This window comes from Flavobacterium sp. GSB-24, from assembly GCF_027924665.1.
Classification (GTDB): Bacteria; Bacteroidota; Bacteroidia; order Flavobacteriales; family Flavobacteriaceae; genus Flavobacterium.
Genome location: NZ_AP027043.1, coordinates 4,766,260 through 4,780,951 on the forward strand (window position 1 = coordinate 4,766,260; position 14,692 = coordinate 4,780,951).

13 protein-coding genes are annotated in these 14,692 nt (G+C 34.7%); all 13 read right to left on the reverse strand.

All coding sequences use genetic code 11. The features are described from left to right. Positions 1-4: 4 nt before the first annotated feature. Positions 5-1,078: a glycosyltransferase gene (locus QMG60_RS20065; protein ID WP_281866179.1), complete on the reverse strand. Its 1,074-nt coding sequence runs from the start codon at positions 1,076-1,078 to the stop codon at positions 5-7. Continuing rightward, complete coding sequence (locus tag QMG60_RS20070) at positions 1,075-2,241, reverse strand: glycosyltransferase family 1 protein (protein ID WP_281866180.1); 1,167 nt, start codon at positions 2,239-2,241, stop codon at positions 1,075-1,077. The genes QMG60_RS20065 and QMG60_RS20070 overlap by 4 nt, the downstream gene beginning before the upstream one ends. Beyond that, on the reverse strand, positions 2,242-3,540 hold the full coding sequence (locus tag QMG60_RS20075; protein WP_134140098.1) for a hypothetical protein: 1,299 nt from the start codon (positions 3,538-3,540) through the stop codon (positions 2,242-2,244). It abuts the gene before it with no gap. Next, positions 3,531-4,796 (reverse strand): glycosyltransferase family 4 protein, encoded by a 1,266-nt coding sequence (locus tag QMG60_RS20080; RefSeq protein ID WP_281866181.1) that lies wholly within the window; start codon positions 4,794-4,796, stop codon positions 3,531-3,533. The genes QMG60_RS20075 and QMG60_RS20080 overlap by 10 nt, the downstream gene beginning before the upstream one ends. Next, on the reverse strand, positions 4,793-5,875 hold the full coding sequence (locus QMG60_RS20085) for a hypothetical protein (RefSeq protein ID WP_281866182.1): 1,083 nt from the start codon (positions 5,873-5,875) through the stop codon (positions 4,793-4,795). The genes QMG60_RS20080 and QMG60_RS20085 overlap by 4 nt, the downstream gene beginning before the upstream one ends. Positions 5,876-5,935: 60 nt before the next feature. Beyond that, entirely contained in the window at positions 5,936-6,808 is an 873-nt protein-coding gene (locus QMG60_RS20090; protein WP_057116532.1) for a capsular polysaccharide synthesis protein, read from the reverse strand. A gap of 21 nt (positions 6,809-6,829) precedes the next feature. Further along, positions 6,830-7,801: a hypothetical protein gene (locus QMG60_RS20095; protein WP_134140093.1), complete on the reverse strand. Its 972-nt coding sequence runs from the start codon at positions 7,799-7,801 to the stop codon at positions 6,830-6,832. An 84-nt stretch (positions 7,802-7,885) separates the two neighbouring features. Continuing rightward, entirely contained in the window at positions 7,886-9,187 is a 1,302-nt protein-coding gene (locus QMG60_RS20100; RefSeq protein ID WP_281866183.1) for a polysaccharide biosynthesis protein, read from the reverse strand. 64 nt (positions 9,188-9,251) lie between these two features. Then, complete coding sequence (locus QMG60_RS20105; RefSeq protein ID WP_281866184.1) at positions 9,252-10,664, reverse strand: UDP-glucose 6-dehydrogenase; 1,413 nt, start codon at positions 10,662-10,664, stop codon at positions 9,252-9,254. A 51-nt stretch (positions 10,665-10,715) separates the two neighbouring features. Next, entirely contained in the window at positions 10,716-11,840 is a 1,125-nt protein-coding gene (gene gmd, locus QMG60_RS20110) for a GDP-mannose 4,6-dehydratase (RefSeq protein ID WP_281866185.1), read from the reverse strand. A 109-nt stretch (positions 11,841-11,949) separates the two neighbouring features. After that, a complete protein-coding gene (locus QMG60_RS20115) occupies positions 11,950-12,900 on the reverse strand; it encodes a GDP-L-fucose synthase (protein WP_281867944.1) in 951 nt (316 codons plus the stop codon). 42 nt (positions 12,901-12,942) lie between these two features. Continuing rightward, on the reverse strand, positions 12,943-13,944 hold the full coding sequence (locus tag QMG60_RS20120) for a mannose-1-phosphate guanylyltransferase (RefSeq protein ID WP_281866186.1): 1,002 nt from the start codon (positions 13,942-13,944) through the stop codon (positions 12,943-12,945). Further along, entirely contained in the window at positions 13,934-14,368 is a 435-nt protein-coding gene (locus QMG60_RS20125; RefSeq protein ID WP_057116542.1) for an adenylyltransferase/cytidyltransferase family protein, read from the reverse strand. Before QMG60_RS20125 ends, QMG60_RS20120 begins: the two co-directional genes overlap by 11 nt. Between the last annotated feature and the right edge of the window lie 324 nt (positions 14,369-14,692).

Here is a 14,692-nt window from a genome sequence, read left to right on the forward strand (position 1 = left end):
TGCCTTACATAGTTTTATATAATTCAACCATTTTCTTTCCTACTGTTTTTATGTCGTATTTATCTATTATTAATTCTCTGCCATGTTTTCCCATCATTTCTAAGAGCATGTTTGAAGAATTAAAAACTTTAAGCAAAGTCTTTTCTAAATTTGTAACCGATAAATCAATCCACCACCCGCATTTGTGTATTTCCAAATCTTCCCACGGCGTACCATGCGTTGTTATTACCGGAACGGCTACTGCCAGTGCTTCGGCGACAACAATTCCGAAATTTTCGCTGTGAGTTGGAAGAACCATTACATCTGCAGATCGTAAAAAATCCCATTTGTCTTCTCCGTATTTTGCCCCTACAAAACGGACATTTTTTAAATCCTCTACGCTCTTAATTAAATTTGTTACGTATTCTTCTTCACCAGTACCTGCAATTTCTAGCGTCCAGTCTTCTGTATTACTTGTTCTCCAAGCATCTATCAGTAATTCTACACCTTTTTTAGGATGAATTCTTGACATGAATATCATCTTTTTGGTTCCATATTTTTCCTTGATTTTTTTGACATCTCTTAAATAAATACCGTTTGGAATAATATGAATTGGATTTTTAAACCCTAATGCTTTAATATTTTCAGCTTCCATATCAGCGGTTGCGTGAAGGCAAACCGATTTATTTATGGCGTGTTTTTGATATAAAAAAAGTGCTATTCTTTTTTTCAGCGGATTATGAGCCAGAATCCAAGGCTCCAGCATTCCGTGAGGAGAAACGATTACTTTGATTCCCAATTTTTGAGCTGTTTTTTGAAAGATCCAATTTTGAGGGCTCCAAATTCCGTTGATGTGTACAATATCTGGTTTTTCGTTTTCAAGAAAAATGCGGTAATCATTTGCCAAAGAAAACCAGCGCAATAAACTGTTATTGAAAAATTTAATTGAAACTCCCTCGATAGAAATAGGATCTCTGGACATTCCTGTAGCGATGCTAAACGAAGTATCGTTTTTTAATGCTTTGCTTAGCAAACGCATATATTCTGTAGTGCCGCCGCCACTTTTATCGATACTGGCTATATAGTGAATTACTTTCATACAATTTGATTAATTTCTTTATAAACAACTTCAATAGCATTTAAAGAATGTTCGGTGGTAAATTTTTGAGATTGTTTTAATGATTTCTCTATCAATTCCTTCATTTGAAGTGTATCCAGAGTAATCAATCTTTCTAAAATTTTTGCCGAATCTTCTTTCCATTTTTTTAAATGCAATTCATCATTAGGTCTTTTGTCAATATAAAAAGCTGCTGGTCCGCCCACTTCGTTCATAGGAGATCTGTTAGTGGTTATGACTGGACAACCCGAAGCCATTGCTTCGATTATCGGCCATCCAAAACCTTCGTCAAGAGAAGGAAACAAAAGACAAACAGCCCCAGAATATGCATTGTTAATATATTCATCAGATAAATTACTAACAAAATGAATATCTTCTTTATAAGGTGATTTTTGATGTAAATCAGACAATTCCTCTGAAGGTTCTGAGCCTATTAAAAGCAGCGGAATCTTTTTTTTACTTATTCCGCGCCAGAAATCATATATTTCTATTACGCCTTTTCTGTTTTTATAATATTGATTTCCACCAATATGCATAATATATCCATCTGTCAATTCTATATTTAATTTAGCTTTCAATAAATTGCGGGATTCAATTGGAGATAATGGATGAAACGGACGATTTAATCCATTGTAACATACTGCAGAGTTCACAATTTTGCCTTGATGCAGCTCGTGCAGATCTTCTTGTGTTTTTTTTGAAATTGAAATAAAATTTTTCCCTTTTGAAAAGCCATTTCGAATGTAATTTTGATATTTCTTACCTGAAAATGATGTTGGATTTTCAGGAATATTCCCTAAAGCCGATTTCAAGGCTAAAAAATCATGACAGTGCACTACATGTTTTTTATTTTTTACCAAAGGAACCCAAGGTCCTAAAGCCTGATCTGTAAATACAAAAAGAGTATCTTTTGAAGCTCCCAGCAGTTTAAACCTTACTTCTAGCGGAAAAATAATGTATTGGTCTACATACCCTAACCACTTTTTTAAAGACTTAGAACTTGGAAGTTTGTAAAATCGAGCTTTCGGACTCCAAATTTCTACTTCATGGTCTCTTTCTGTCATTCCGTTGAACAGCATATTAGCATAACGGGGCATGCTTTGGTGATCTAAAAAATAAGGATGTGCAAAAAGAACAATTTTCATTTATTCGGTTTTCGGTTTGATATTTATACTTGCTACTAATAAACCTGTAGCAACTACTGCGCAGCCCAGCATACTTGGCTGTGCCCATTGGCCTTGAGTAATCATAAATAAAGCAGTTCCGCAAAATGTTACCGGTAGTAATTTGTATGCACTTGGTAATTTAATTGATTTTAAAAACAGACTGATTGCTAAAACCAATCTTAAAACAATAAGGCCGCCGCCCAGAATCAGTCCTTGTTCTCCTCCGACTCGATTCAATTCTCCTTCAGAAACTAAGAAATCTCTTTTCCCGACTAACATTTGTGCACCAGCATTGGTTCCCATTCCGAGATTGCCCACAAATAAAGGTGCTTTTAATAATGAAACTATGGGCTCGGTAAATCCTGATATCGCTCTGGTAAAAAATGAATCTTTCATACCGCCGCCCTGAGTATTTGCAGTTTCGACCCTGCTCATAAAAACTTCTGTTCCTAAACTAAAAATTGTTGTCGTTTTTTGTAAAACTGTAAATAAAACAAAGATTACTACAACAGTAAATGCCAGTCTAATTATCGATTTAACACTTGTAGAGGAACCTAAAAAAGTAAATAAACCTACTAAGATTACGCCTCCAACCGAAGTTCTGCTTACTGTAAGAGGCAAAGCAATCAGCAAGGCGATGGTGCTGGAAATAAGCAGAATCTTAGAACAAGCTTCTTTAGACATCCAAAAATAAAAGACAAAAACAGAAACTAAAATGTAATAAGCCGATAATCCCGTTGTAAAAGAAAATGTCCCTGATGGACGAAAATATCCCATCGAACCAGAAAAACCTGCACTTCCTTCTCCTCCAACTCCAACATTAATAAATGCAGTCTGCGGACTTATAAATTGAAAATAAACGATTAAGGTTACCAGAATATTTATTGCCAGCATCACACGTCCGAATTTCAATATGTCTTCTTTCTTAAAAACTTCTCCAATTATAAAAATCAAAGGAAAATGAAGCAGCATAATTCTTGCTCCATAAAGTCCTACGAAAAGATTTTCATGTCCAAAAGTCAATGTTACCGCCAATCCTAAAAGCGTAAAAATGCTGCTTAAAACCACATAACCGTTTACAAATTTTACATGCAGATAAAAAGCCCGCAGAATAATGTAAACCGCAATTGGATCACGCACTACTAATAAAGGCGTCGCCAAACTTGGTAAAATCCATTTGCGCAAAGCACCTTCAAAAATCCATAGTAAAAAATAAAGCCATATCGCTATTTTTATGGATTTGTAATTTGGTGCCGCTATTTCGTTTGTTATATCCATTTATCCCAATTTTTTATAAAACTCAAAGAAGAAAGTGCATCTGCCATTTCTTTTCCATATACAGACCAAGGTCTGGTCTTCGCTTTATTTTGTGCTGCAAGCCCAAATTTTTCTACCAATTCAGGTTTCTCAAGTATTTTTGTAATTACTTCTTTCAATGCTTTTGACGAACCTGCTGGTACAATCCAGCCGTCTTCGCCATCTTTTATTAAATCTGGTCCTGCTGTACGATCGGTTGTAATTACTGGGATTCCCTGCGACATTGCTTCTGTAATTACCAATCCAAAACCTTCAAAAAGAGAAGGAAATACAAATACATCGTGTTCTCTCATACAGGCCAGCACTTGATCATGAGATAAGGATGGAATCCATTTGTGTTTTTCTAATGCACGGTTTAGTGAAGCACAATTGGGCACGGCTTTTTGTCCTACAATTGTCAACTCTACTTTGTCCTGCAGTCCTTCAACAGCTTCAAACAAATAAGAAAGTCCTTTTCGCTGTGATAAGCCTCCTATAAATAACACTTTAAGCTTTCTATTAACAAGCGGCTGATATTTCTTTTCTGCTGTAACTTCTGGAAATCCATATGGAATCACTTTGATTTCTGCTAAGTCTCCAGAATATTCTTCCAGCGTTTTCTTGGTAAAACTGCTTGCTACAAAAATGATATCTGCTAAAGCCAGTTCTTGATCTTTTTTATTTAACTTTTTTGAAGAATCATTAAAACCAGTAAGTGTACTTGACCAGTCTGGATTAATAATAAATTCTTTTTGCATTAATGATCGAGAACTTTTCCAATAGCCAATAGGCAGGTCGTAAATACAATAAAGTCCTAATTGTTTTGCTTCTATAAAAGTTGACAGTGCTCCATCTTCATAAGCATAAACGCCAGATAATCCTTGTTTTTTGGCTTTCGCTAAAGTATTGGCTACCCAATTATCGTGTTTTTGATATATTCTGTCAATACAGAAAAAACCCTTTTCGTGTGTGATTAAAAAGTCTAATTTGAATTTTGAAGTCAGCAGACGTCCAAACTCAAAAAAAGATTTTGAACGTGTATAAGGCTGCCAGGCTGTATCTAAACTTCTTCTTTTTAAATCTTTTAACTTCGGGTTATTGCCTAACTTATATAATAATTGACCCGGAAATATTGCAATTGAGGTAAATAATTTAAAAAGCTGCTGCTCTTTTAATAACCCATTGATCAAATTTTTTGAATTTGCATTTAAGGTCGGATGTGAGACCAGCACTTTCATGATATAGAAATTGAATTAATAAATTGTGATGCCATGCCGTTTAAATCAGAAACCTCAAGATTCATTGGAACTATATTCAAATTATTTTTTTCGTACTTAATGATTTGCGGTATAGTATATTGTCCTTGAGTTGGTGTCCAGTTTCTAGAAACACAAATCGTATTTATTTGATGTTCTTTGTAAGCTGCATAAACGCCGCTTTTTTCTGTCTGAAAATAAGGTGTTGTTGAAATTCCAAAATCACTGTCTAAGAGTACTTGCGATATTACATTTTCAGCTTGTATTCCTAGAACTTCATACTCTATATTATAATTTTCTAATATCTCGGTGCAGTTCGTTAGCTGAGGACCATTGTTCCCAATAAAAACAAATTTTAGAGGCTTACTAAATGTATTTGAAGTTTTCATCAAATCATCAACAAAATCTTTAAAAGGAGCTCCGTTATGAATCGTACCAAACAAAACAAACTGTGTGAATTCCTGCGTTTCTTTTTTCACAGCTGTCAGCGGTATGTTGCCGCAAATTGGCAGTACTTCTGCTGTAATATTTTGTGATTGAAGAAAGAATTGGTATAATTTATTTTGGGTATTAATCGAATGCGTTTTAGTATTATGAACTATTTTCTTGGCTATTACCTGTTGCAATTTGCCAATAACTTTGTGCCTGATTGAAGATTCTGAATCTATTCCTAACCACAACTCATGAAACATAATATGCCACTTATGATTTCCTCTTATTTTTTTTAAATAAGAAGGCAGCCAAAATGGTAATCCTTTCGGATTAAAACTGTACGGTACATATTGTAAAGAAATCCAATCGGGTTCTAAATCTTTTATAACACTTTGCAGTAAAACTAAGCGCTCATTATGATCTGCGATTACAGGAATTCTATGAACTGTAACTGGAGTTTGTTCTGCAATTTGATTTTCAGTCGTAAAAAAAGTAATCTGCTGATCGCATAAGGCTAAAATCTGAGCTTGATGGCCAGATCGTATCAGCATGCCGCATAAACGGCGAGTATAATCGCCTACGCCGTCATTGCCAATTTCGGCAGAACCGCAAATGAAGAGAATATCCATTTTTTGATTTTAATTATGAATTATAGAATCATCAGGTTTAATAATTTCCTTACTTACAAGTCAGGAAACGATCTTGATCAATGTCTTGATGGTGTTGTAGGATACTTTTTTTATATGTTTGGAGGTACGGGAAGTTTTCTTAAAACCTTTATCAATAAAGTTGACAACTGGGAATATTCGAGGATAATGATTTCGCACTAAATGCATAAATTTTTCAATTCCTTTTTTTCCTCTCCAGCTTCCATTAATTAGATGGATAGCGTACGATTCTTTATCTAAATAAATTGAGTTTCCTACTAATATATTGGATGGGAGAATGAGCATATTCTCTTTTAAGATTTGTTCTTTGTCTTGATAGGTATATCCGTATTTTTCGGCGACTGGGGTTATTACAGAACCTATTATTACTTTTTTTAAATCGATGGTTCCGTCATCAGCAAATAATTGCAGATTCTTGTATTGGTCTAAACAATCTTTAATGTAAGGATGTTTGGGTACTGAAGCAAAAATGGCACCTTGAATAGCAAAACCCATTATTGGTTTTCCAGCAGTTTTAGGCAGGAAGGAAGAATTTAAACGCTGCATTCCCCCATCTTCTTCAAACAATCCAGGATGTATTTCATGGGCACTAAAAAACCCATAATCAAACCATTCTTCTTTAAAGGGTTTAAGTATTCGAACATCTGAATCTAGATATAGTCCGCCCTCAGTATATAAGGCATATAGACGAATGTAATCTGCCGCGAAAGCCCATTTTTTGGCCAGCAATGCCTCTTTTACAAAAGGTATCGAATCAAAATCAAAACTATCCTTGTCCCACAAACGGATATTAAATTCTGGCAAATGAATTTTCCAAGTTTCAATACATTCTTTTATAAATGGAGTATATTCTTCTCCGCTAAACCAGCATATATGAATTGTTTTTGGAATCATAATTTATTATCCTTTTTTAGATTAAACTCTATAAAACCTCCCTAAGAACTTGCTGATTTTAATAGCTATTTGTTTTTTTCTAATTTCTCTTCTCGAGTGCGCTAAAATTGGACTTTTAGAATATTCCCAGTATACTACATCTTCTTTTCTTGGTATTCTCCCTTTAAAAAATCTTGCAAAGTGATTTATTCTCCAAGGTTTTGAACTTCCTAATGCATGAATCATGGTTGCTTCTCCGGGAATAAAACCCATTCCGTCTTTTCCAATGTAACTGATCTTACCATGATAGGCTTCGATAGTTGCGTTTAAAGCATCTTGATCTGATTTATCAAAAAACTGAAATCCTTCCCTTCTTAATATGGTTGAATTATGCACCTGATTTAGAAATATCGATTTATCTAGTCCGCCTATTGCGTCGCCCATTCGCTCTTGAAGTTTAATCCACAACTTTAAAAAAGAAATATTTTTTTTACTGAGTCCAACAAAACCGCCATTTACATAAATCTGGTTTTTAAACTGTAAATCAATATTATAATTTTTAAAATAGTCTCTCCATCCTTGTCTGCGCGGATGAAATTCCTGTAAAGGCGAATTAATGTCTTCGCAAACGGCCACACCGCATTGAACCCATTGTTCAAAGCATGTCCACGAATCAACAACAACAATATCTGGATCAAAATAGAATAGCGCATCTGCATCTTTTGCAGGACCTTCCCATAATTCCAGCATAAAATCTGGTTTGTAATTCGTAAGACTGTAGCTCGTAACGAGCTGCAAAAAAACGAGTTGAATGCCGTCAACAGGACTTACGGTAATTGCGTCCTTCCATTTACCAATGTGTTCTTTTTTGTCTTTTGAAACCCAATCTGGCAATGATCCTCGATAACCTACATAAACAGTTCCACGAAACCCTTTTATGTATAACGAATTAGAAAGGGTAGCAACTCCATAATGGTAATGTCCCTCAAATAAGGTGCAAACAGCTGAAATCATATCTTATTATGTTCTTTTTTTTATAAAACGTGCAGTACTCCTGTCTAAATTCATTTACAGGCTTTTATTATTTACAATGATGACTTATGAGACATCTTCATATTCTTGATTTTTTAGTAGAAGAATATGATACAAACAAAACAGAACAGTTTGGACAACGGATACTAATCCTAAAGCTATATTAAAATATAAAACTCCTCTCAAATTGCTCAAATCCAGCAGACTTGCAAAACCAATAATGGCAATTAAATTGATTAAAATTACCGCTATTGGCGACATCGCCCAGCCTCGTGAACTATATAAATTAAAAACGATTCCGCTGAATAATCCAATACAGCTGCTGATGATGCTTAATAATAATTCAAACGATAATCCTTCATAAGCATCTCCTAGAAGCCATAAAATTGGAGCGGGAAATAAATAAACTGCCAGCACAATTAAACTTAGTAAAACCGCCAAAAATCCCATTATTTGAAAAAAGCGTGTCAATAAAAGGTATTTTTTAGTCGCCAATTTGGCAAATCGCGGCACTATTAATGTTGCAATAATTACATTAAAAATTGTTAGCATTACGCTCAATCTGCCTAAGGCTCCCAATTGTGCCAATGAAGTTGTGTTACCAAAAACTGAAATCAGCCAAATTGTAATCTGACCCGAAAGACAATAATAAATTGAGGTTGGTAAAATGCGTTTGACTAAGCTTAATATTTCCTTTTTTACTTGGACATCTGGCTGTTGATCTTTAGCTGCCATGCTGTACACTATTTTTCGTAAACCAATATTTCCCCAGATTCTAGGTATTCCTGCCGCCAAAATGGCTACAAAAGAAAATGGAAAAATAAACATGGTTAATGCCGAAAGTATTAACCTCACAATTCCCACGCCGACTTGATTTTTCTGCAAAGGCAAAATTGTCTGATTCAATTTCGGAATAATTTCTAATAACGAGTCGGACAAAGCTGCATAAAAAGCAGGAATCAAAGCTATTACAATGAAAATTGCTGCAATCCAGCTGGCTCCATTGTGCAGTAATAAATAAAATAAGATTGGTACGGAAACTAATAAGCTTGCTACTGCAAATTTTTTCCTTAAATCTAAACCTGTTGCCAAAACGGCACCCATTTTTTCTTTATTCTCCCACACTTTTCCGCCCTGTGCCATTACTCCGGTAATTATTCCTCCATCAGCAAGAACAGTCATTGTCCCGAGCATGGTATTGGCCAAAGTATAAAAAGCATATTCCTGAACAGACAACAATCGAATTATTAAAATTCCAGAAGCAAATCCTAAAGCCTGTATCAGAATTTGCGCACTTCCTGTAATTGAAATTAATTTGCCCCAATTGATAACAGTATCATACTTAGGGTGTTGTTTGAGCTTTATCAAAATATTTTTCAAGAAATAGAAATAAAAAGATTAAAAAATAGATTCTTTTTTACAATTGTTAAGTTTAACCTTTCCCAATTCCTTTAATCTGAAAACCAATTGCGGCTAATTTTTCTGTATCTAAAATGTTACGCCCGTCAAATACAAAAGCAGGTTTGTACATATTGATGTAAATCAAATTCCAATCGTAGGTTTTAAATTCATCCCACTCAGTTAAAACAGCAACTGCGTGCGCCTGATGGAGCGCTTCAATTGGTGATTGGTAAACAAAAATCTGTTTGAGTTTTAAATCGATTTTTTGTTCTGTGAGTCCTTTTAATTCCCATAAATAGCGCATATCGTCTTTGACTTTTGCTTCAGAAACTTTAGGATCATACACATGAATTTCTGCTCCATCTTCAATAAGATGTTCCGCTACATAGATCGCCGCCGACTCACGGGTGTCATTGGTATCTTTTTTAAATGCCCATCCCAAAAATGTTATTTTTTTACCGCTGACCGTATTAAAAAGAGAGGTGATAATTTTTTTTGCAAAACGATATTTTTGGTAATCATTTAGGATAATTATCTGCTCCCAATAATTGGCTACTTCTGGCAAATTAAAATAGCGGCACAAATAGACTAAGTTTAAAATATCTTTTTGAAAACAAGATCCTCCAAAACCTACGGAAGCTTTAAGAAATTTAGAACCAATTCTACTGTCAGTTCCAATTGCAGATGCAACCTCATCAACATCTGCTTCTGTAACTTCGCATAAAGCGGACAAGGCATTAATAGAAGAAATTCTCTGTGCTAAAAATGCATTGGCCGTTAATTTTGATAATTCTGAAGACCAAACATTCGTAGTTAAAATCTGTTCTGGAGACAACCAATGTGCATAAATATCGACTAAAGATTGAATAGCTTTTTGACCGCTTTCTGTTTGGTTTCCTCCAATTAAAACACGGTCGGCATTTAATAAATCATTGATTGCTGTTCCTTCTGCCAAAAATTCAGGATTAGAAAGAACTTCAAATTTAAATCCGTTTCCAGTATGATCTAGAATAGTCTGCAAAGTCTCTGCTGTTCTAACCGGAAGTGTCGATTTTTCGACTATAATTTTATCGTTCTTCGCTATTCTGGCTATTTGTCTGGCGCATAACTCAACAAATTTTAAGTCAGCTGCCATTCCTTTGCCTTCTCCATAATTTTTTGTTGGTGTGTTTACAGCTATAAAAATCATATCGGCAGCTTCGATGGCACTGTCTACTTCTGTAGAAAAAAACAAATTACGTCCTCTCGCTTCACGAACAACATCTGCAAGTCCAGGTTCATACACAGGAAGATTGTCTAAATTTTCATCATTCCATGCCGCAATACGGCTTTTATTTAAATCGACAACAGTTACTTTAATTTCTGGACATTTCAATGCAATAACAGACATTGTAGGACCACCTACATAACCAGCACCTAAGCAGCAAATATTTTTGATTTTCATTTAAATATCTTTTTTGGGAGGCGAATAATTTCGTTTTTGGAAACCAGTTAGTTATTCGAAGTAATTCATTATCGAAAAACCGCATTCTTTTAAAAGCTGCTCTTTTCTCATTAATTTTATATCAGACTGCATCATTTCCTGTACTAATTCAGATAACTCATATTGGCATTCCCAGCCTAGTTTCTTTTTAGCTTTTGTAGGATCACCTATTAGTAAATCTACTTCTGTTGGTCTAAAATATTCTGGATCTACTGCCAATACTTCTTTCCCAATTGGAAGCTGATAATCTGGATTACTGCAAGAAGCTATATATCCTTTTTCATCTATTCCTCTGCCTCTAAACTCTAATTCAATACCTACTTCAGCAAAACTCATTCGGACAAATTCACGAACACGGGTAGTTTTTCCTGTAGCAATTACCCAGTCTTCAGCTTCTTCTGTCTGCAAAATCATCCACATCATTCGCACATAATCTTTGGCATGTCCCCAATCTCTTTGGGCATCTAGATTTCCTAAATAAAGTTTATCCTGCAATCCCAACGCAATTCTTGAAGTTGCTCTGGTAATTTTACGTGTTACAAAAGTTTCTCCACGAATAGGAGATTCATGATTGAACAAAATACCATTGCAGGCGTACATTCCGTAAGCTTCTCTGTAATTTACCGTGATCCAGTAAGCGTACATTTTGGCTACTGCATAAGGTGATCTTGGATAAAAAGGTGTTGTTTCTGACTGTGGTACTTCTTGTACTTTTCCATACAACTCCGAAGTTGAAGCTTGATAGATTCGAGTTTTGTTTTCTAATCCCAGCAAACGAACGGCATCCAAAAGTCGCAGAGTTCCCAAGGCATCAACATTTCCTGTATATTCAGGAGTTTCAAAAGAAACTGCCACATGACTCATAGCAGCCAAATTATAGATTTCATCAGGTTGAATTTCCTGAATCAAACGCGTCAAATTTGTACTGTCGGTCATATCTCCATAATGCAGAATAAAATTTCTGTTTTCTATATGAGGATCTTGGTATAAATGGTCAATTCGATCGGTATTAAATGAAGACGAACGTCTTTTTAATCCGTGTACTATATAGCCTTTTTCTAATAAAAATTCACTTAAATAGGCTCCGTCTTGTCCTGTCACTCCTGTAATGAAGGCTGTTTTTTTTAATAGATTCATAATGTAATTATAAGGCACAAAGGCATTATGCTGCAATGTTGCAATGTTTGATAAAGTCTTATTTGTAAAGTTTTTGGGGAGAGATTTCCAGATTAAAAGAATGGACTGATTAGTAAATCTTTTCTTTTAAGTTTTCAATGTTTTCTAGAAACCAATTGTAGGTTTTTTGGATTCCTTCTTCTAAGTTCACTTGGTGTTTCCAGCCAATATTATGCATTTTAGAAACATCCATTAATTTTCGCGGAGTGCCGTCAGGTTTGCTTTCATCCCAAATAATATCTCCGGTATGACCCACAATCTTTTGTATCGTAACAGCCAGATCTTTAATAGTTAAATCTTCTCCTGTTCCTACGTTGTACAAATATCCTGGAAGCTGATTTTCTACAGCAAAAACTACGGCTTCTGCCATATCATCTACAAACAGAAATTCGCGCATGGGTTTACCAGTTCCCCAAAGTATTACAGACGCATTATTATTTTCTTTAGCTTCATGAAATTTGCGAATCATAGCTGGCAGAACGTGAGAGCTGTTCAAATCAAAATTGTCGTGAATGCCGTATAAGTTTGTCGGCATCAAACTGACAAAATCTTTTTTAAACTGCTTGCGTATTGCTTGGCATAATTTTACGCCACTAATTTTAGCCAAAGCATACCATTCGTTGGTACTTTCTAAAGATGCTGTTAGCAGATACTCTTCTTTTAATGGCTGTATTGCTAATTTTGGATAAATACATGAACTTCCTAAAAAGATAAATTTGCTTACGCCCAAATTATGCGCTTCGCTAATCAAGTTGTTTTGAATTTGCATGTTTTCCATTAAAAACTGATACGGATAATCATTATTAGCCAAAATTCCGCCCACTTTTGCAGCAGCATCTATAATAACGTCTGGTTTAATTTCTCCTAGAAAATCACGAACTGAGTCTTGTTCTCTTAAATCCACTTCTGTACTTGAAGCTCCAATAAGATTATGATAACCTTTTGCAGTCAAGGTTCTCCAAATGGCACTTCCTACCATTCCCTTATGTCCAGCAATATATATTGCAGCATTTTTATCAATCATATCAGGCTCTTTTTTATTGATTCTTTTAAGAGTTTTATTTTATAATAATGGAGAAGCAATTGATTCTAATTGCTGGTAAACTTGTTTTACTTCCTGCGAATTTTCTTTTTGCAAAACCATTAAAGCATCGGCAGTGTAAATCAAAATGCAATTTTTAACCCCAATAAAAGTGGTATGCATTGAAGTTCCTATTACAATATTTCTGTTGACATCTATTGGATGATCTTTCTCAACCAAATAATCATAAACCGATTCAAAAGAACCCAAATCTGACCATTCGAACTGAGCCGGAACTACTTTTATATCTTTACTTCGCTCCATAACGGCATAATCAATGCTTATGGAAGGAATAGCAAGTGATAATTCATAATCCAAAAAACCATCTTTATTAGATTCCCAAACTGCTTTTGATGCCCAATAAACTTCTGGTTCCTGCTTTTCAAGTTCGCTTAAAAACTTTCCAGCTTTAAAACAAAAAAGACCGCTATTCCAGAAATAATTTCCATTTTTCAGATACATTTTTGCTGTTTCTAAATTTGGTTTTTCATGAAATGCAATTACATTTTCACCTTCAAATTCGATATAGCCGTAGCCCGTTTCTGGTTTTGCTGGTTTTATTCCAAAGGTTACTAGATAATCCTGATTGGCTAATGCAATTGCTTGTTGTAAAGCAGCTGGATATGAATCTTCGCCATCTATAATATGATCCGATGGTGTAATCAATAAAACATCTTCTGGCTTTGATGCAAAAGCTGCAAACGCAATTGCCGCAGCTGTGTTTCGGGGAACTGCCTCTATAATATGAGTAAAAGGTCTATTGAATTTAGACATAATGAGATTACTCATTTTGTAATTTTCAATATTTCCTACTACTATCATTTTGTTTGAAACATTTTGATTGCGGGCCACCGTTTTTTCGAAAAGCGACTCACCGTCAAAAAGTTCCAGATATTGTTTAGGCAGTGTTTTTCTGGAAAGAGGCCACAACCTGCTGCCAATTCCGCCAGTTAAAACAACATGTGTTACAGAACTAATTGCCATTAGAGTGCATTAAAATTTCTTTTTGATACACTTCATTACGAAGGTTAGTGCTCGAAAAACGGTGGTCTCTGGTATTAAAATACAATTCGATTCCTTTTTCTTCACAATAGGTCCTGCCGGTAAAATCTCTGTCTTTGTATTCGTCACCTACAATGCGCACATCGAGAGTAAAAGATTTTAGAATGTCTTCTAAGTCTTGTTCTGTAGCGTACGGAACAATTTCATCAACAAACTTACACGCTTTTAACTGTATGTAACGCTCTACTACAGTTTGTGTTGGTTTATTTTTTGTCGGGCGATCTAATGTTGGATCTGTTTGTAGACCAACAATTAAATAATCACAATGTTGTTTTGCTTCTTCAAGCATTTTAACGTGCCCTGCATGTAACAAATCAAAAGCACTAAATGTTATTCCAGTTCTCATCTGCTTAATGTTTTAAATTAAAAAATATGTTTGTTAATGTAGAATTGTCGGGTAAAAAAATAGACCGTTTTATTGGGGTTTCAACGGTTTTTTTAAAATTTTGAATAAGGGTTCCCCGTGAATAGTTACACTCTAACTACTCAAAAAAGAAAAAATAAATGGTAAAAAAACTTTTAAAATTTTGCTCCTATATTAATATCAAAAAAATTTTATTTCTGCATTAAAAAGCTCGAAAACAAAATCAAATAATATCAATTTGTCTAGAACAATAATTTAAGATAAAATTATGATAATACGGCTGATGAGAAATTTCGTTTTTGTTGC

Bases quoted from the DNA above. Each gene is read 5' to 3' on its own strand.
- QMG60_RS20065 (WP_281866179.1), bottom strand. From the start codon at position 1,078: ATGAAAGTAATTCACTATATAGCCAGTATCGATAAAAGTGGCGGCGGC.
- QMG60_RS20070 (WP_281866180.1), bottom strand. From the start codon at position 2,241: ATGAAAATTGTTCTTTTTGCACATCCTTATTTTTTAGATCACCAAAGC.
- QMG60_RS20075 (WP_134140098.1), bottom strand. From the start codon at position 3,540: ATGGATATAACAAACGAAATAGCGGCACCAAATTACAAATCCATAAAA.
- QMG60_RS20080 (WP_281866181.1), bottom strand. From the start codon at position 4,796: ATGAAAGTGCTGGTCTCACATCCGACCTTAAATGCAAATTCAAAAAAT.
- QMG60_RS20085 (WP_281866182.1), bottom strand. From the start codon at position 5,875: ATGGATATTCTCTTCATTTGCGGTTCTGCCGAAATTGGCAATGACGGC.
- QMG60_RS20090 (WP_057116532.1), bottom strand. From the start codon at position 6,808: ATGATTCCAAAAACAATTCATATATGCTGGTTTAGCGGAGAAGAATAT.
- QMG60_RS20095 (WP_134140093.1), bottom strand. From the start codon at position 7,801: ATGATTTCAGCTGTTTGCACCTTATTTGAGGGACATTACCATTATGGA.
- QMG60_RS20105 (WP_281866184.1), bottom strand. From the start codon at position 10,664: ATGAAAATCAAAAATATTTGCTGCTTAGGTGCTGGTTATGTAGGTGGT.
- gmd (WP_281866185.1), bottom strand. From the start codon at position 11,840: ATGAATCTATTAAAAAAAACAGCCTTCATTACAGGAGTGACAGGACAA.
- QMG60_RS20120 (WP_281866186.1), bottom strand. From the start codon at position 13,944: ATGGCAATTAGTTCTGTAACACATGTTGTTTTAACTGGCGGAATTGGC.
- QMG60_RS20125 (WP_057116542.1), bottom strand. From the start codon at position 14,368: ATGAGAACTGGAATAACATTTAGTGCTTTTGATTTGTTACATGCAGGG.